At 64.9% G+C, this 18,346-nt stretch carries 15 protein-coding genes; 8 read left to right on the top strand and 7 right to left on the bottom strand.

Annotated features, from left to right (window positions below; translation table 11 throughout):
- Nucleotides 1–11 precede the first annotated feature (11 nt).
- Nucleotides 12–1,562, bottom strand: a complete 1,551-nt coding sequence (locus G6N81_RS04295; protein ID WP_165133567.1) for an ABC transporter substrate-binding protein — start codon at nucleotides 1,560–1,562, stop codon at nucleotides 12–14.
- 14 nt (nucleotides 1,563–1,576) lie between these two features.
- Entirely contained in the window at nucleotides 1,577–2,893 is a 1,317-nt protein-coding gene (locus G6N81_RS04290; RefSeq protein ID WP_206527900.1) for a coiled-coil domain-containing protein, read from the bottom strand.
- 153 nt (nucleotides 2,894–3,046) lie between these two features.
- Between G6N81_RS04290 and secA the strand changes: the two genes are divergently transcribed.
- Together secA and G6N81_RS04280 are read left to right on the top strand one after the other, a co-directional pair.
- Nucleotides 3,047–5,803, top strand: coding sequence for a preprotein translocase subunit SecA (secA, locus tag G6N81_RS04285; RefSeq protein ID WP_165133561.1), 2,757 nt, complete (start codon nucleotides 3,047–3,049; stop codon nucleotides 5,801–5,803).
- A 64-nt stretch (nucleotides 5,804–5,867) separates the two neighbouring features.
- The gene (locus tag G6N81_RS04280) at nucleotides 5,868–7,094 is read left to right on the top strand and encodes a pyridoxal phosphate-dependent aminotransferase (protein ID WP_165133558.1); all 1,227 of its coding nucleotides are present in this window, start codon (nucleotides 5,868–5,870) and stop codon (nucleotides 7,092–7,094) included.
- A gap of 8 nt (nucleotides 7,095–7,102) precedes the next feature.
- Here G6N81_RS04280 and G6N81_RS04275 read toward each other — a convergent pair whose 3' ends face one another.
- Entirely contained in the window at nucleotides 7,103–7,525 is a 423-nt protein-coding gene (locus G6N81_RS04275) for an Rv3235 family protein (protein ID WP_165133555.1), read from the bottom strand.
- 176 nt (nucleotides 7,526–7,701) lie between these two features.
- On the opposite strand from G6N81_RS04275, the gene G6N81_RS04270 reads away from it, so the two are divergent.
- Nucleotides 7,702–8,295 carry a hypothetical protein gene (locus G6N81_RS04270; RefSeq protein ID WP_165133552.1) on the top strand — a complete coding sequence of 198 codons (594 nt, stop codon included), beginning with the start codon at nucleotides 7,702–7,704 and terminating at the stop codon, nucleotides 8,293–8,295.
- Between the two features lie 10 nt (nucleotides 8,296–8,305).
- Here G6N81_RS04270 and G6N81_RS04265 read toward each other — a convergent pair whose 3' ends face one another.
- Complete coding sequence (locus G6N81_RS04265) at nucleotides 8,306–8,587, bottom strand: helix-turn-helix domain-containing protein (RefSeq protein WP_165133547.1); 282 nt, start codon at nucleotides 8,585–8,587, stop codon at nucleotides 8,306–8,308.
- 100 nt (nucleotides 8,588–8,687) lie between these two features.
- Here G6N81_RS04265 and G6N81_RS04260 point away from each other — a divergent pair, with 100 nt between their 5' ends.
- From G6N81_RS04260 to G6N81_RS04250, 3 genes are read left to right on the top strand one after another with little or no spacing between them, the layout of a single operon-like run.
- On the top strand, nucleotides 8,688–9,320 hold the full coding sequence (locus G6N81_RS04260) for an SAF domain-containing protein (protein ID WP_165133544.1): 633 nt from the start codon (nucleotides 8,688–8,690) through the stop codon (nucleotides 9,318–9,320).
- On the top strand, nucleotides 9,317–10,504 hold the full coding sequence (locus G6N81_RS04255) for a CpaE/TadZ family protein (RefSeq protein WP_165133541.1): 1,188 nt from the start codon (nucleotides 9,317–9,319) through the stop codon (nucleotides 10,502–10,504). Before G6N81_RS04260 ends, G6N81_RS04255 begins: the two co-directional genes overlap by 4 nt.
- Before the next feature lie 3 nt (nucleotides 10,505–10,507).
- Nucleotides 10,508–12,007: a sensor histidine kinase gene (locus tag G6N81_RS04250; protein ID WP_165133538.1), complete on the top strand. Its 1,500-nt coding sequence runs from the start codon at nucleotides 10,508–10,510 to the stop codon at nucleotides 12,005–12,007.
- Nucleotides 12,008–12,130: 123 nt separating this feature from the next.
- On the opposite strand, the gene G6N81_RS04245 is transcribed toward G6N81_RS04250, so the two are convergent.
- Nucleotides 12,131–12,379, bottom strand: a complete 249-nt coding sequence (locus G6N81_RS04245) for a WhiB family transcriptional regulator (RefSeq protein ID WP_055967481.1) — start codon at nucleotides 12,377–12,379, stop codon at nucleotides 12,131–12,133.
- A 238-nt stretch (nucleotides 12,380–12,617) separates the two neighbouring features.
- Here G6N81_RS04245 and G6N81_RS04240 point away from each other — a divergent pair, with 238 nt between their 5' ends.
- Nucleotides 12,618–13,022, top strand: a complete 405-nt coding sequence (locus G6N81_RS04240; protein WP_165133535.1) for a histidine kinase — start codon at nucleotides 12,618–12,620, stop codon at nucleotides 13,020–13,022.
- Nucleotides 13,023–13,174: 152 nt separating this feature from the next.
- Entirely contained in the window at nucleotides 13,175–15,682 is a 2,508-nt protein-coding gene (locus tag G6N81_RS04235; RefSeq protein WP_165133532.1) for an ATP-dependent Clp protease ATP-binding subunit, read from the top strand.
- A 54-nt stretch (nucleotides 15,683–15,736) separates the two neighbouring features.
- Here G6N81_RS04235 and xylB read toward each other — a convergent pair whose 3' ends face one another.
- Nucleotides 15,737–17,149: a xylulokinase gene (gene xylB / locus G6N81_RS04230; protein ID WP_165133529.1), complete on the bottom strand. Its 1,413-nt coding sequence runs from the start codon at nucleotides 17,147–17,149 to the stop codon at nucleotides 15,737–15,739.
- A 1-nt stretch (nucleotide 17,150) separates the two neighbouring features.
- Complete coding sequence (gene xylA, locus G6N81_RS04225) at nucleotides 17,151–18,341, bottom strand: xylose isomerase (protein ID WP_165133526.1); 1,191 nt, start codon at nucleotides 18,339–18,341, stop codon at nucleotides 17,151–17,153.
- Nucleotides 18,342–18,346 lie beyond the last annotated feature (5 nt).

Below are 18,346 nucleotides of genomic sequence, written 5' to 3'. Positions count from 1 at the left end.
GCCACAGTCGTTTATTCGATCTTTTCAATCGTTGATAGCGGAAAACCATCGAGGGGGGCAGACGGGGTAACGCCGTCGATTCCCGCGCGCGTGACGATGACGGTGGGAACGGGGAACAGCAGTGCCCCGGCGTGGTCCTCGACGATTGCCCGTGCGGCGAGACGCAGCATTTCCGTCCGTTCCGCGTCGCTGGAGACCAACTCAGACTGGGTGAGGCGTTCGAGAGCGTCATCGCTGGCGATCCCCAGGGCAACGACGGCGTCGCGATTACGGAGGAGGTCCTCGGCGGACGAGCGAACGGCGACGACCGCATCGACGTCGCCGAGCTGATCGACGGAATCCGGTTCGATCACGCGAACCTCCGCGGAAATGCCGATACCTGCGAGGCTCTGCGCGACGGCTCCTGCCGTGCGCTCTGTGGGTCCGGGAAGGAGGGCACCGATGGTGACCGCCGTTTTCGTATCGGTGCCTGTAGCGCGGATCACATCCTGCGCCGCCTCGGCATCTGCTCCGAGTGAGGACGAGAGCTCGTTCCGCCACGGAGACGCATCTTCCGTGAGCGCCGCGACCTCCTCGGCGCTTTCTCCCCACACCTGCGACAGGAGATCGGCGGGATCGATGGCCATCAGCGCGGCTTCTCGGACAGCAGGATCCGCGAAGAGCCCGTGGTCGTGCCGAAAGGCGAGAACGGACACACTGCCGGTGTCGACAAAGGACAGGGTCGTCTCGGCAGTCGTGGCGCTACGGACGAAATCGGCTGCCTGATGTTCGCCGATCGCAATGTCGACGATCCCGGTAAGGAGGGCGTTGTCCATGACGGATGCCTCATCGAACCGGTGGAAAACGGCGGAACCGTTGGACGCTGTCTGCCCCCAGTAATCATCGAACCGCGTGATGCTCGTCGTCGCGCCGGGGATCCATCCATCGAAAGAATAAGGTCCCGTGCCATCGAGAGTGCCGTCATCCGGGCCTGCGCGGGTAATCCACACATCCGTCAGCTGGGTCAGAAAAGACATGCGCCGCTCAGAGAGCCTCACCGCAACGGTGTGATCGTCAACGGCTGTGACGTCATCGATGATCGCGAAGCGCTCGCGTCGCTCCTCTGAGGCGTCCTCTCCTGCCTGTCGCAAAAGAGCCGCCACAACGTCATCGGCCGTGAGTGGGTCGCCGCCATGAAACACGACGCCTTCGCGCACCGTGAACGTGTAGAGGAGGCCATCGTCAGAAACGTCGTACGCCGATGCGAGCCGAGGAACCACATCACCATCCTTGGACACGTCAACAAGCGCCTCCAGCACGTTCCCCGCAAACACCTGTGTTGCCCCCGGGTCGTCGGCCGTCGGGGACAGCGACGTGGTCGGCAGAAGCGATCCCACGTTGATCGTCGCATCGGGCTGGAGGGCCGGCGACGTCGTCTCCGTCGCCTCTGCCGTCGGCAGAGCCGACGGAGAGGCGACAGGGGCAGGAACGGCGTCGGCCGTGCACCCCGCGAGCACCAGGAGGGCGGTGACACCGACGAGAGCCGCCGGGAGACGGCGCACGCGATCGTGGGGAAAACGCATCGTTGTGCCCATCCTTAGTCGAAGATTCCGCCGAGGAGGCTGCCGATCACGGCACCGCCGAGCATCGGGCCGAGGAGCCCGCCTCCGCCGCCGCCACCGCGCGACGGCGGTCCGCCCCATCCGCCGCCCCACTCGTCGGGGCGGGACGAATCAATGTCGCGCTGAGCAAGACGCAACGCCTCGTTCGCCAGCTGCGCCGTGCGCCGCGCGAGTTGCTGGGCGTGTTCCCTGGTGTCTTCTTCGCGCATGAGAGGGTCAACGTCGATACGCGTGCGTTCCGCTTCCGCAAGGCGCGTGCGCGCATCTGCGCCGATCCAACCCCGGTGACCATCGACGAGGCTCCGCGTCACGGCGATCGCCCGGTCAGCGGCATCGACATCATGCTGAACGTGCAGAAGAGACGGAACAGGGCGCGCTGCGCGCTCGCGCGCCAGCGACACGGCACGGTCGAGAGCCGCGTTGACCTCACCGATACGGGCAAGATCTGCGAACGGATCGGTGGGGGTTCCGGGAGCGGGAAGCGCCCTGAGCTCGTTTTCGAGTGCGGCAATCGCCGCAGCAACGTCGCGCGTCTGCGGACCGAGCCGCGCCTCCTGAATGTCGCCGCGCGAATCGGCGACGACATCAGCGAGCGTTGACTGGGCTCGCATCGCCTCGATTTCGAAGTCGTCGACGCCGTCGATGATCTTTCCGGCGCGCCGGACTGCCTCGGTCGCCGTTTCGAGCGCCACCATGGCGTCATCACGGTGCCCGCTTTCGCGACGGCGGGCGGCCACATCGGCAGAGTGATCGGCGAAGTCGAGCAGTTGCCGCGCCTCGACAGCGTTCGCGCCGACGCGCTGCATCGCCTCGGGGGAGTACCGCTCGGACAGACGCGCGATCGCCGCCTCTGTTGCGGGAAGCCGCTCGCGCATCAGCGCTGACTGCGTCCGAATGCGCTGGAGTTGCATCGGTGCTTCACGCACCTTCTCAATACGCTCCCTCAGCACCTCTGTGCGTTCGTCCAGCACCTGCTCCGCCCACTCGCAGAGCTGCAGAATGCGCTCGCCGCGGGCCCGGACATCGCCCGGCTCAGTGCCGAGCGCATCATGGTTCTGCTGGTGAAGGGCGAACGCTTCTCGCATATGAGTGGCAACAGCGTGAAGCGCCTCGCTGAGATCATGCGTCGCTTTTTCGCCGAGCTCCGCCTGCGCAAACGACAGCTCGTCGCGCGTCGTACGGATGCGTTCGTCTGTTTCGACGAGCGCCTGCTGGGCGCGACGAACGAGCTCCGCATCCTCACGGTCTCGCTTGGCCTGCTCTTCGCGCTTTCGCCTGCCCCAGAACACCATGACACTGAGTCTATTTCGTGTCAGCATCGCGCCGGTTCGTGGTTTGCGGGCGCGCTCATGACGAAGGGGTCCTAGGATGGGCGGGTATGCCGTCCGCGCGCGGTCGGTATGCGGCGTGCAGACCGCGCGCCCGCCAATTCGAGGAGTGAAAACGTGGCCAATCCGTTCGAGATGCTGCTTCGCGCAGGCGAGGGTCGCCTGCGCCGCCGTCTGCAGCGAGTCGTCGACGCCGTGAACGCGCTCGAAGAGGACTACACCAAGCTGAGTGACGACGACCTGCGCGGCGAGACCGCAGCGCTGCGCGCCCGCCACGAGAAGGGCGAGTCCCTCGACAAGCTTCTTCCGGAGGCGTTCGCCGCCGTCCGCGAGGCAGCAAAGCGCACCCTGGGCATGCGCCCCTACGACGTGCAGCTGATGGGTGGAGCCGCGCTTCACCTCGGCAACATCGCGGAAATGAAGACCGGTGAGGGTAAGACGCTTGTCGCCACGCTCCCCGCTTATCTCAACGCGATCGCCGGCAAAGGTGTTCACGTCATTACCGTCAACGACTACCTGGCGACGTACCAGTCAGAGCTGATGGGTCGCGTCTTCCGTGCGCTCGGAATGACGACGGGCGTCATCGTCGCCGGACAGAACCCCGCCCAGCGCCGCGAGCAGTACGCGGCCGACATCACGTACGGAACGAACAACGAGTTCGGCTTCGACTACCTCCGCGACAACATGGCATGGCGCAAGGAAGACCTCGTGCAGCGCGAGCACTTCTTCGCCATCGTCGATGAGGTCGACTCGATCCTCATCGACGAGGCGCGAACGCCGCTGATCATCTCCGGCCCCGCCGCAGGCGAGGCCAACCGCTGGTTCTCCGAATTCGCGAAGATCGCACGCAGGCTCGAAGCAGGAGTCGACTACGAAGTCGACCTGAAAAAGCGGACGGTTGGCGTTCTGGAGCCCGGTATCGAGAAGGTCGAGGACCACCTCGGCGTCGACAACCTTTACGAATCCGCCAACACTCCGCTGATTTCGTTCCTGAACAACTCGATCAAGGCCGTGGCCCTGTTCCACCGCGACCAGGACTACGTCGTTCAGGACGACGAGGTGCAGATCGTTGATGAGCACACCGGGCGAATTCTCGCGGGGCGTCGCTACAGCGAGGGTATGCACCAGGCGATCGAGGCGAAGGAGGGTGTGTCGGTTAAGGCCGAGAACCAGACCCTCGCAACCGTCACCCTGCAGAACTACTTCCGCTTGTACGACAAGCTCGCCGGTATGACAGGAACGGCCGAGACCGAGGCGGCAGAGTTCATGTCGACCTACAAGCTCGGTGTCCTCCCCATTCCGACCAACCGTCCCATGATCCGCAAGGACGAGCAGGACGTCATCTACCGCACGGAAAAGGGTAAGTTCGCTCAGGTTGTCGATGACATCGCCGAGCGCCACGAGAAGGGGCAGCCCGTTCTCGTTGGCACCGTGAGCGTTGAGAAGAGCGAGCTGCTGTCGAAGCTTCTGAAGAAGCGGGGCATTAAGCACGAGGTTCTCAACGCGAAGAACCACGCGCGCGAGGCCGAGGTGGTTGCGCTCGCCGGACGCCTCGGCGCCGTCACGGTCGCGACCAACATGGCCGGCCGTGGTACCGACATCATGCTCGGCGGTAACGCCGAATTCATCGCGGTTTCCGAAATGAAGCAGAAGGGCCTCGACCCGGAGGAAGCTCCGGAAGAGTACGAAGCCGCGTGGAACGAGGTCTTCGACAACGCCAAGAAGCACGTTGAGGACGAGGCCGAGAAGGTTCGCGAGGTGGGCGGCCTCTACGTGCTCGGAACCGAGCGCCACGAGTCTCGCCGCATCGATAACCAGCTTCGCGGTCGTGCCGGACGTCAGGGTGACCCCGGTGAAAGCCGCTTCTACCTGTCGCTCGAGGACGAGCTGATGCGCCGGATGAGCCACCCGCTCGCCGACGCCATGCTCGCGCGAACCGATTTCGACGACACACAGGTCATCACCGGTCGCGCGATTACCGGGTTGATCAAGAACGCACAGGCCGCGATCGAAGGTCGCAACGCTGAGTCGCGCAAGAACGTCCTGAAGTACGACGATGTTCTCAACCGTCAGCGCCTGGCGATTTACTCGGACCGTCGCGTGATTTTGCAGGGTGATGACATCCAGGCACGCGTCGAGCGGTTCCTCGAGGATGCCGTGAGCGATGTTCTCAAGGAACACACCTCATCGGGTCACAACGAGAGCTGGGACTTCGACGCTCTGTGGACGCAGCTGAAGCAGCTCTATCCCATTGGTGTCACGATCGACGAGGTCGTCGCCGAGGCTGGCAGCCGCAAGGGCGGTATTGATGCTGCGGGTCTGCGGCAGGAGATCCTCAGCGACGCGCGCATTGCTTACAGCAAGCGCGAGGAGAAGCTCGGAGAGCCCGCGATGCGCGAGCTCGAGCGTCGCGTTGTTCTGCAGGTTCTTGACCGCCAGTGGCGCGATCACCTGTACGAGATGGACTACCTCAAGGACGGCATCGGGCTGCGCGCCATGGCGCAGCGTGACCCGCTGATCGAGTATCAGCGCGAGGGTCACCAGATGTACGAAACGATGATGTCTCAGATCAAGGAGCAGACGGTCGGCTACCTGTTCAATCTCGAGGTTGAGGTGAAGCAGTCCAGCGACGGTGCCGCGACGGTGGAGTCGGAGGGCCTCCAGAAGAGCGGTCAGTCGAACCCCCAGCAGCTGGCATACTCCGCGCCGACGGAGACGGGCGCGACCGAGGTGCGCAATGCTCAGGGCAAGGTCCAGCGCGGCGGCGCGCAGCAGAAGGCCCAGGGGCGGTCGAGCGCCTTCGGCCCGGCCGCTGGTGCGCAGCAGGAGCCGATGAATCGCGAGCAGCGACGCAAACAGGCAAAGAAGAAGTAACGGCACACCGACAGAGGGGGCCATCCGAATGGGTGGCCCCCTCTTTTGGGTCTATCCTGTCTCGATGAGCACCATCCGACCTCTCGACCAGTCCTCGAAGCTTCGCAACGTCCTGTACGAGATTCGCGGGAAGGCCCTCGCGGAGGCGGACCGGTTGGAACGAGCGGGCCACACGGTGCTCAAGCTAAACACGGGAAACCCAGCCATTTTCGGGTTCGAGGCGCCGTATCAGATCGTGCGCGACATGCTCCGTGCCGTTCCGACCGCCCACGGCTACACCGACGCGCGAGGCATCCCCGCTGCTCGCCGTGCCATTGTCAGCCGGTACGAGAACGTCGAGGGGTTCCCCGTCTTCGACATCGACGATGTTTACCTCGGCAATGGCGTTTCCGAACTCATCACGATGACAACGCAGGCGCTTTTGGACCAGGGGGATGAGGTGCTGATCCCGGCGCCCGACTATCCGCTGTGGACGGCGATGACGAGTCTGTCCGGCGGAACACCGGTTCACTACCGATGCGATGAGGACAATGGCTGGGAGCCGGACCTCGAGGACATCCGGTCCAAGATCACGCCGAACACCAAGGCGATTGTGGTGATTAATCCCAACAACCCGACAGGCGCTGTGTACTCGCGTGAGGTGCTGGAGGGAATCGCGCAGGTGGCGCGGGAGAACTCGCTGCTCGTTCTCGCGGACGAAATCTACGACCGTATCGTTTTCGACGATGCCGTGCACATTCCGATGGCAACGGTTGCGCCCGATCTGCTGTGCATTACGTTTAATGGCCTGTCCAAGACGTATCGGGTTGCCGGATACCGATCGGGGTGGATGGTGATTTCCGGCCCGAAGGATCATGCCAAGGGCTTCCTGGAGGGCATTCAGGTTCTCGCATCAACCCGGTTGTGTCCGAACGCACCCGGCCAGCACGCGGTTCTTGCCGCGCTCACGGGGGTCCAGTCGATCAACGCCCTCATCGCGCCCGACGGACGCCTGCACGAGCAACGCGATGTCGCCTGGGAGGGGCTAAACACCATTCCCGGCGTGAGCTGCGTGAAGCCACAGGGCGCACTGTATGCGTTCCCCCGCCTAGATCCCGAGGTGCATGAGATTCACTCTGACCGAAAGCTCGTTTACGACCTGCTGGTGAAGGAGCACATCCTGCTGGTTGAGGGAACGGGCTTCAATTGGGCGACGCCGGATCACCTGCGCGTTGTGACGCTGCCCGAGGCCCGTGTGCTCACAGAGGCGATCGAGCGATTCGGTAACTTCCTCGCGTCGTATCGCCAGTAGGAGCGGAATCAGAGAACGGCCAGTGAGGTCGCGCGCCAACGCGCGTCGTATCCTTCGAGGCGAATGGCGATTGCGCGCGTGCGCGCGGGCATTTCGACGATCACCGTTGCTTCGACAACTCCGTCGGCCGGCTGCGACCGGTGAACGGAGGCGACGCGATACACGGGCTGTTTCGCCGGACGTCCCTCAGCACTGCGGGCGCGTGCCGCCAGTCCGGCGCGGGTGACAAGCGCGTGGTAGGGAGCGACGTCGAGCCAGCGCGCGAGCTGATCGACGTCTCGGGCGCCGGCGATGACCTCGAGAACCCCGCCGGCGAGCGTCGCAATGAGGGGCTCGGGGTCGGGGAGCTGATCGGAACGTGTTCGCGGAGCGCCGAGGATCTCCGGCGATACACGGCGAGGGCGGCGTCTACTCGAGGAAGGGAGCGGCATGGCAGAAGGTGGCATGACGGGCTTTCGGAGAGGGGACAGAACACCGATGTGCTCAGAGGGACAGCACGTGGATACCGGTTTGCCTACCTCAGCATGTCGCGCAACGTGCGCCCAAGATGCGTATATGCCTGTGGAAGGGTGGGCGACGACTGCGTCCCTGACGATACTGTCTGCGCATGAGCGAAGAACGGTGGGCCGCGCTATTCGAGGATCTCGAACATCAGCTGTCTGCCGGTATCGCCGAACACGACGCCGAAATGGCGAGAGAAAGTGAACGAACCCGCATCGCATCGGTTACTCTCCGCCATCGGCTACGCGCCGTGCCCGCGGGGTCCGAGGTGACATTCGACCTGCTCGACGGAGAGCCATTGCGTGGCCGTGTTGTTGCGACGGGCGTCGATTGGGTTGCTGTCGAATCCGCCGACGTCGGTGCGGTATCGCTGATTCCGCTCGTGTCGTTGGTCTCTGTGTCCACCTCGGAGGACGCGCGACAGGCGAGTTTTCTCGTCACCGAAACCGACCCCCTCGCAGAGCGGATGACCCTGGCGTTCGTGCTGAGGGGGATTGCCAGGCGCCGCATTCCGTGCGCCGTGATGTGGGTGGGTGGACGAGAGACATCAGGAACATTCATCGCCGTTGGCGCGGACGCCGCCGACCTCGTCGTTCACGATCTCGGAGAGGTGCCGACGGGGCGTTCGGCCGCGAACGTGCGGACGATCGTCATCTCGGCGATGCGCCGCATCCGGCTCCCACGCGGCGTCCGGTTGTGAGCGCGCTGTCCTAGGGAGTGTCGTGTGGGAGCGTCACGCGTGATCCCCAGAGTTCCGGAAGGCTGGCGACGTTCGACTCGTGCCACAGCGCATGCCGGCGACTGTTCTCGTTCTGCGCCTCGAGGTAGTCACGTACGCTGCCGCGTTCGATTCGCCAGGCGGCCGGAGCGCCGAGCCGCACACCCCGGAGTTCGCCATCGAGAACGAGGGTGACGACCTCCTCAGGAGACAGCGCAAGGAGCTCAGCCACCTCGGCTGGGGTAAAGAAAAGCGCGCCCTGGTCCGTGGACATGACCCCATTATGACGCTCCGACGCTGCGAAGGAGGGGTGGTATGAGTGCCTGTGGAAAACGCCGGTGCCGGTTTTGCGATTTCTGGCACGATCGGTGCGCATGAAGAGTATTTCCCGTTCTGGTCGGCGCCAGCGTTCGCCATTGCTTGATCTGCGGCTGGCGGTCGGAATCGCTCTTGTTGCGGCTTCTGTCGTTGGCGTGTGGTGGGTTGTGCAGAGCGCACGCGAGACCTTCCCCGTGTTGGCGGCAGCGTCGCCCATCGTTCCCGGCCAGGTGATCTCCGCGGGAGATGTCGTCGAAATCGAGGCGCAGCTGGGCCAGGCAGAGTCGCTGTATTTGCCTCCGGAAGCACTCATCGATGGCCTGGTCGCGACGCGTTCGATTGGGCAGGGTGAGCTCATCGCCACTGCGGCGACGGGCGACATCACGGCGTCCGATCTCACGAGCGTCGTTGTTCGGAGCGCTCTCGAAGTTCCCGCAGGCGTTTCGGCAGGAAGCACGGTCGAACTGTGGGCGGCGCGGCTCGAAGCGCCGGGGCAATACGAAGAGCCGCTCGTGATCGTCTCGGACGCCGTCGTTGCGAGTGTGCTCGCTGATGACGGCATGGTCTCCCGCGAGGGCACGCGACTGGAGCTGGTGATCGGGCGAGGTGATGTGTCCGTCGTGCTCGACCACGTCGCAGGAGGATCAGCGCTCTCGGCCGTCCCCGTTCACGCCGGAGGCACGTCGTGACAACGATCGTCGCCGCCGACGAACCACACGGATCCCGTATCGCCCGCGATCTCTCCGCCGAGGGAATCGACGTCGCAGGATTGCTGCGGCCGCACGACATGGTCCAGGCCGTAGCTGACGCCGCGAGTCGGACGCGGGAGATGCTGCGGGACGCCGAAACGATTGTTCTCCACACGACGCGAGCCGTTCTCGTTCCCGACGTTGTCGCGCTCTGCGACCGCAATGCGGTTCGGATCGTCCCCGTGGCCGCGCGCGCAGCCGAGAGCAGAGCGGCGGCGTCCTTCGGCCTGGACCGCGCACACGATATCGACGGCGACGCCGCGGAGATCGCGGCAGCGATCGTCACAGGGGGAGACCTGCCTCGCGATGTTTCGGATGGCGGGCAGCAGCGTGGTGCGATCACGGTTGTGTGGGGTCCGCATGGTGCGCCCGGGCGCACAACACTGGCGATGGCCATTGCCGCGTCTCGCGCGATGGGAGGCGTTCGCACGGCGATCGTCGACGCCGACACACACGCTCCGGCAGTAGCCCAACGGCTCGGACTGGCGGACGATGCGCCGGGTTTTCCCGCGGCGTGCCGCCAGACCGACTACGGCGTCCTGGACGGGCCCGAACTGACCAGACTCAGCGTGCCCGTGGAAATTGGCCGCCAGCCGCTGGAAGTGCTCACCGGGATCAACCGGCCATCACGATGGCCGGAGCTCTCCGCTCGGCGGGTGCATGCGGCGCTAGACACGGCCCGCTCCTGGTGCGACGATGTGATCGTCGATGTCGCAGCTCCGCTGGAGTCGAGCGAGGAGGTTCTGAGCGACGCCGATGCTCCGAGCCGGAACGCCGCGACGCTCGCCGCGCTCGCGGCCGCTGATCGCGTCGTGGCGGTCGCCTCGGCCGATGCGGTGGGCTTGGCGCGATTCGTTCGCGGCGTGACGCAGATTCAGGAGATCGCACCGACAGCCACCATCATTCCCGTCGTCAATCACCTTCGTCGTGGCGCGCTGGGCGTTGACGGGAAGTCGCAAGCGCGCCGGCTTCTCGGAAGGTTTGCGGCGCTTGACCAGATCGCGTTTCTTCCGCACGATATGCGAACCGCAGATCGGGCGTTGCTCGATGCTCGACCCGTGCTGTCACCGCGACGCGGCTCGCCCCTTGCGCAGGGGATACGCGGACTCGCCGCTACGCTGTGAAGGGTGTCGACCCTCAGTGATCTGCTTACTGCCCAGAACCGTCTCGGAGAGACGGACATCGAATGGCTGCACCGTGTGCACGGCGACGGGCAACTGCTCGCCGACCTCGCGTCGGCGGACATCGTCATCTGGGGTCAGACAGAAGACGACTCCTTCCGGGCCGTCGGTCATGTTCGCCCGAGCGGTGCGTCCACCCTGTTTTATCGCGATATCGTCGGCGAGAAAGTGCGACCGCAGTGGCAGCGTCAGGTGACGGACGCCTTCGATTCGGGCGTCATCGTCGATTCGACGAGTCCCGAGTGGTTCGAGGAGACGCCCACCCGCGTTAAGGCCGTTCCGATCGTGCGCCGCGACGAGGGCGGCACCGCCGTTATCGGTGTTCTGACGCGTCACACCAACCTGGGCGAAGTGCGCGCACCGTCGCGTCAGCAGCACACGTTCGACGAATGCGCCGATGCAATCTTTGGCATGATCGCCACGGGCGATTACCCCGACGTGACCGCCCCCATGGGCCCGCGGCGCGGAACACCTCGCGCGGCGGACGGTTTGATTCGTCTCGACGTCGACGGTGTTGTGACATTCGCCAGCCCGAATGGGCTGAGCGCCTTCAACCGCATTGGGTTCGTCGACGAGCTCGAGGGGGAGACCCTCTCGGACGTGGCGCGCAAGGTACTTCCGGCCGCGCTCGATGCATCCGCTGATGAGGCGTCGCTTCCCGTTTTGTTGTCGGGGCGTTCACCATGGCGCAGCGATGTTCAGGCTCGGGGCGTGACGGTTTCGCTGCGCGTTATTCCGTTGCGCGATCATGGCCAGCGCCTGGGAGCGATCGTGCTCTGTCGCGATGTCAGCGAACTTCGTAGTCAGGAGCAGGAGATCCTGACGAAGGACGCGACCATCCGTGAGATTCATCACCGCGTCAAGAACAACCTGCAGACGGTCGCGTCGCTGTTGCGAATTCAGTCGCGCCGAACCTCGAGCGAAGAAGCTCGCGAATCGCTGCTGCAAGCCATGCAGCGCGTCGCGGCGATCGCTGTTGTCCACGACACCCTGTCCGAAGGTCTCGCGCAAAACGTCGACTTCGACGAGGTCTTCGCGCGCGTTCTGCGCCTCGTCGCCGAAGTTGCCGCCGCTCAGAACACCGTGGCCAAGACGCGAACAACGGGTGCCTTTGGAACTCTTCCGAGCGAGTACGCGACGCCTCTCGCTCTCGCGCTCACCGAGGTGGTCACCAACGCTGTTGAGCATGGTCTGGCCGGACGGGAGGGCGAGGTGGAGATCATCGCCGAGCGTTCCGAAGAACGGTTGAGCGTGCGTGTTCGCGACACGGGGGCTGGTCTTCCCGAGGGACGCGTCGGACGGGGTCTGGGTACACAGATCGTTCGGACGCTGATTCAGGGCGAGCTCAGCGGAACGATCGAGTGGAGCACGACGAGCGGAACGGGAACGGCGTTTGACGGCGGAACCGGCGTCGACATCAACGTTCCGATGCGCTGGATCAAATAGCAGCGTCTCAGCGGGCGCGGGAGTGTGCCGCAAAAACAGAAAATGTGTGCCCCGGTCGCGAGCGACCGGGGCACACGTCACGGCGTTGTCGCAGGAGACGATTCTCGCGCGACAGCCGGCTGCTTAGCTTGCGCGACGGGCGCGGGCAGCGCGACGCTTGAGAGCGCGGCGCTCGTCTTCGCTGAGCCCTCCCCAGACGCCCGAGTCCTGACCGGTCTCGAGGGCATACTGCAGGCAGACCTCCGTGACGGTGCAGCGAGCGCACACCGACTTTGCCTTTTCGATCTGGTCGACGGCCGGCCCAGTGTTGCCGACCGGGAAGAACAACTCGGGGTCAACCGTGAGGCAAGCAGACTTGTCGCGCCAATCCATGCGGGGGTGCTCCTAGCGAGGTGGGGTTGTGTGGGGGTGAATTTCAGCGCGAGTCTGCGGGTCGACTACGCTGGATGTGAGTCAGGATCTCTCTTCCTGGGCCCCACCACGCTGTGGGAAACACACCGTTAACAATTGTCATACAGGTGATGCCGTCAGGCAAGGGTTTTTTCAGATCCGTGCAGTTTCGGACGGAACATACAAGGTTCCCTCGCCTGGCTCAGCCGCGAAGGGATTCATGTCTTCCTCCTCCGGTTCGCGCTCCGCTTCGACGATCGCGGCGTCCGCTCTTCTGATTGTGGAGGGCATCGGCATTGCGGTTCTCGCGGCCTGGCAGGTCGTTGAACTGTTCCGCGGCGAGGTGATGTCGCTCGCCAGCTCGATTGCGCTGATCGTGATGACCCTCGCAGCAGCGGCCGGTGTGTGCGCCTTCGGTGTCGGCGTGGCCGCGGGGCACTCGTGGGGGCGGTCGGGGGGAATTGTCGTGCAAGCGATGATCTTCGCGATTGCCATTGGTGCGATTACGGGCGAGTTCGCGAACCTGAATGCGGGGATGGTTCTCGGGATTCCGGCCGTGGTGACGTTCGTTTTGCTTTTGGCCGCTGCCCGTGCTGCTCGGCCGCCGGCTCCGGAAAAGCTCTGACTTGAGTTCACCTCCTGTCTGCCCGCACCCGCGAGGGTGCGGGTTTTTTAGTGTTCCGGGAATACTCGATGCGGTGTGGCGTTGGACTTGACAAGGCAGGGCTCAAGTTTGAAACTTGAGTCTGCTCACATCAACTTCGCCATGGAGGAGACATGACAAACACGAACATCCCGCAGGACGCCGACTCCTTCGACGAGTTCCTCGCGCGCTACTTGCAGGGAGATCGTGCGCGCCAGGGGCGGGCGATCGATATCCGGAAGCTGATGAGCTCGCGCACCTACCAGGTGATCCAGCGCGCGGGTGGGTTCGCCCTGAAACGCGGCCAGAGCGAACTCGACGCGTTGCACCTGCTCAGCGTGTTGACGAACGACGCCACAGTGCGCAGCGCGCTGGAGGGGATCGGGGTCGAACCCGATGCCCTGGCCGAACAGGCACAGGCGTCCTTGCCGCAGGCTTCTGGGCCGTCGGGAGCAGAACACGCGCAGATGACCGCGTCCGTGCAGCGCGCACTGTTCCACGCGCTCCAGGTCGCGCGCTCATCCGGGTCGACCTACATCGATCCCGAGCACCTCTTCTTCGCTCTTGTTCTCGCGCAGGACAGCCCATCGGGGCGCATTCTCGCGGCGCACGGAGTGACCGCTGATGCTCTCCTGCACGGCGCACGCGAGCAACAGGCTGCGACGGCGAACGGGGAGCAGGAGGAATCTCCGTCGATGCTGGACACCTACGGCCGTGACTTGACGCAGCGCGCGCGTGATGGCCTGATCGACCCCGTCATCGGACGCGCAGACGAGGTGGAGAGCACGATCGAGATTCTCGCGCGCCGCACCAAGAACAACCCGGTTCTTGTTGGCGAGGCCGGCGTGGGCAAAACAGCGATCGCCGAGGGCCTTGCCAGCGCCATCGTCGCAGGTGAGGTGCCACAACAACTGCACGGGAAGAGGGTGATCAGCCTTGACATGGCCAGCATGCTCTCCGGAGCGCGCTATCGCGGCGATTTCGAAGAACGCCTGACCACCGTCCTCGAGGAGGTTTCGGCGTCGGCTGGCGAGGTCATCCTGTTTATCGACGAGTTGCACACGATCGTAGGCGCCGGAGGCGGAGGAGACAGCGGATCGCTTGATGCCGGAAACATCTTGAAGCCTCGTCTCGCGCGCGGTGATCTGCGCCTGATCGGTGCCACAACGCTGAGCGAGTTCCGTCGGATCGAAAAAGACGCGGCCCTGGCACGGCGGTTTCAGCCCGTGCGCGTTGACGAGCCAAGCCCAGCAGACGCCATCGCCATTCTGCAGGGCCTGCGCGGCGCCTATGAAGAGCACCACAATGTTACCTATACAGATGAGGCGCTTCAGGCCGCCGTTGTGTTCAGTGACCGATACGTGCCGGAGCGCGTTCTTCCCGACAAGGCGATCGATCTGATCGACCAGGCGGGAGCGCGCGTGCGCCTTGGTCGCGGTGCTGACGTGGACGTCGACGCGCTTCGTGAGCAGCTGGCGATGCGAGAGGCCGAGAAAAACCTCGCCGTGTCCTCCGAACGGTACGAAGAGGCGTCGCGCCTTCGCGATGAGATAGCCGACCTGCAGAAGCGACTGAGCGAGGCTGCGCACACGAACACGGAGACCACTGTCGTCGTCGGCGAGGCGGAGATTGCCGAGGTCATTAGCCGCGCGACCGGAATCCCGGCGAACCGCGTGACGGAGACGGAACGTGAGCGACTTGCCGGCCTCGAGTCCGAGCTCCACGAGCGCGTTGTCGGCCAAAGTGATGCGGTCACGGCGGTCGCACGCGCTGTGCGCCGAAGCCGGACGGGTATGGGAGACGCAAACCGGCCCATCGGCTCCTTTCTTTTCTTGGGTCCGACGGGGGTGGGTAAGACCGAGCTCGCCAAGGCCCTCGCCGGAAGCCTGTTCGACGATGACTCCGCCATCGTCCGCTTCGACATGAGCGAGTTCGGCGAGCGTCACACCGTCAGTCGCCTCGTCGGTGCTCCTCCCGGATACGTCGGCTTCGACGAGGCCGGTCAGCTGACGGAACGCGTGCGGCGCCGGCCGTACTCGATCGTGCTCTTCGATGAAATCGAAAAGGCTCATCCCGACGTCTTCAACGTCCTGTTGCAGCTTCTTGACGACGGCCGTTTGACGGACGGGCAGGGTCGGACGGTGGATTTCCGCAATACCGTTGTGATCATGACGTCGAACCTCGGAAGCGAGTTCCTGGCGTCGCGCGCCGGCACGATGGGCTTCACTTCCGGCTCCCGTGACCTGCATGACGACGATGTGCGTGCGCGCGTCATGGGGAGGCTGCGAGAGAACATGCGACCGGAATTCCTCAACCGCATCGATGACATCGTGCTCTTCCGGAAGCTCGATCCCGAACAGCTGAGCGAGATTGTCGCTCACCTCCTCGACGCAACGGTGAAACGGCTCGAGGCGCGTGAGGTTGTGCTCGAGGTGACGGACGACGCACGCGAGTGGCTTGCGCGGAACGGTCATCAGCCGGAATACGGCGCTCGGCCGCTTCGCCGACTGATTCAGCGGGAGGTCGACGATCGAATCGCCGATCTGTTCGTCTCCGGAGAGCTGACGAGCGGATCAACCGCCGTCGTGAGTGCTACGGATACGGGAATCGTCGTCTCGGCCCGCGTTCCCCAGCCGGCGTAGGAGATCGTGCGGGGCACGGCGAAGCTCAGAGCATCGCTGTGCCCCGCACGCACACTAGGGGGTGCGGGCGTCGTACGCGTGGCGGATGGCACCAACCGTGTGAGCGGGTAGCTCCGCGAGAACCGGGGGCCGCCACGCGGGGCGTGACCCGTCGAGAGCCCACGCGGCCTGAGCAGCCGCCCCCATCGCCACATATTCGCCGGGCTCAGGAACGATGACGGGAACATCGAACACCTCCGCGGCGATCTGACGGATCGCGGGGCTTTTCGCCGCGCCTCCCGTCAGCATGATCCGCTCAGCAACGACCCCGTGTGATCGGATCGCATCGAGTCCGGCCGCGAGCGAGCACAGAACTCCCTCGATCACGGCGCGCGCCAGGTTCTCGCGCGTTGCCGCCGCGAGAGTCATGCCGAAAAGCGTTGCCGTTGCGTCCGGCAGATTCGGTGTGCGCTCTCCTTCGAACCACGGCTGCAGAACGAGGCCGCCGGATCCTGGCTCCGCTGAGAGGGCAAGGTCCGACAGTTCCGCATGGGTGACGCCGAGCAGAGCGGCCACCTGGTCGAGAGCCCGTGCGGCGTTCAGGGTAGTGACGATCGGCAGAAACCCTCCGGCAGCGTCGGCGAAGCCCGCCACCGTTCCCGTGGGGTCGCTGACGGGAGTCGCCGACACCGCGAACACGGTGCCGCTGGTGCCGATCGATACACCGATATCGCCCGTCTGTGCGCCGAGGCCAAGCGCCGCGCCGGCGTTGTCCCCCGCGCCCGCCGCGACGATGAGGTTCGGCCCGTTTACCCCCTCGGACGGCGCGAGCACCCGTGGCAGGACCACGTCGCGGGCATCACGGCGCAAAGCGCGTGACAGAAGCTCGCGGTCGTAGGCGTTTCGGCCGGGGTCGAAGTATCCCGTGCCGCTCGCATCGGAACGATCGGTGACGAGTTCGTCGAGAACAGGCCCGTTCGCCGACTCCTCCCGCGGTCCGAAGCCGCGAAGCCGCCACGTGAGCCAATCATGCGGAAGGGCGACGGCGGCGATTCGCGCGGCGATCTCGGGCTCGTTATCGGCGATCCAGCGCAGCTTGGTCACGGTGAACGACGCAACGGGGACCAGGCCCGTGCGGCGAGCGTACACATCCTCTCCGACCTCGCTGACGAGATCGGCCGCGGCACCGGCCGAGCGAGTGTCGTTCCAGAGAAGCGCCGGGCGGAGAACTCTGCCGTCGGCGTCCAACGCGACGCATCCGTGTTGCTGCCCCGCGACCGACACGGCGGCGACGTCCGCGAACCCGCCGGCTTCCGAGGCTGCCTGCTGAAGCGCTTCCCACCACGCCGACGGGTCGACTTCCGTTCCGTCGGGGTGTGATGCGCGGCCTTCGCGCACGATTGCTCCCGTGGCCACATCAACGATGGTGACCTTGCAGCTTTGCGTCGACGAATCGATGCCGGCGACGAGTCGGGAAGGGGTGCTCATCTCAGCGTGCGCCGAGCAGGTGTTCGGTGGCGAGCTGCTGCAGGCGGACGAACCCGAATCCGTGGCCGCCGAGGTAGCTGTCGGCGTCGAAGTTCTCGTACGCCGAAGCGTCGGCGAGGAGATCCGCGTACGACTCGCCTGCCGAGAGTGTGGGCTGCGCCAGTTCGGCGACCTTCGACACCCTCAGCGCCTCCTGTACCTCGGGGTCGGCGCGGAAAGCGTCAGCGCGCTCCTTCAGCAGGAGGTAGGTACGCATGTTCGCGGAGACCGAATCCCAGATTCCCTGCTCGTCCTCTGTGCGGCTCGGCTTGTAGTCGAAGTGGCGCGGGCCGTCGTACGCGGGGCCGCCGTTCGGTGCGCCGTGCTCCAGAAGATCAACGAGAGCGAACGCGTTGTGAAGATCGCCGTGTCCGAAGACGAGGTCCTGGTCGTACTTGATGCCGCGCTGGCCGTTGAGGTCGATGTGGAAGAGCTTGCCGTGGAACAGCGCCTGTGCGATGCCGGCGGCGAAGTTCAGACCGGCCATCTGCTCGTGTCCCGTTTCGGGGTTCAGACCGACCATGTCGGGTCGTTCGAGCGAGTTGATGAACGCGAGGGCGTGTCCGAGGGTCGGCAGGAGGATGTCGCCGCGGGGCTCGTTCGGCTTCGGCTCGATCGCGAAGCGCAGATCGTATCCCTTGTCGACGACATACTGGCTGAGCAGGTCGACGGCTTCCTTGTACCGAGCGAGAGCGGACTGAACGTCTTTGGCTGAGTCGTACTCGGCGCCCTCGCGGCCTCCCCACATCACGAACGTTTTTGCCCCGAGCTCGGCGGCGAGATCGATGTTGCGGAGCACCTTGCGCAGGGCGAAGCGTCGGACGGCGCGATCGTTGGAGGTGAATCCACCGTCCTTGAACACGGGCGCGCTGAACAGGTTTGTCGTGACCATCGGCACGATGATTCCGGTGTCGGACAGTGCCTGGGTCAGGCGGTCGATCTGCTTCTGACGTTCGGCATCGGTCGATCCGAAGGCGAACAGGTCGTCGTCGTGGAACGTCAGGCCGTATGCGCCGAGCTCCGCGAGCTTTTCGACGCCGTGGACGACGTCGAGCGCAGGGCGGGTGGGGCCGCCGAACGGGTCGGTGCCGTTGTAGCCAATGGTCCAGAGGCCGAAGGAGAAGCGATCGGCCTTGGTGGGAGTAAGTGACATGGAGT

Source organism: Microbacterium amylolyticum, from assembly GCF_011046975.1.
GTDB lineage: Bacteria > Actinomycetota > Actinomycetes > Actinomycetales > Microbacteriaceae > Microbacterium > Microbacterium amylolyticum.
This window is presented reverse-complemented; position numbering and strand designations above follow the sequence as displayed.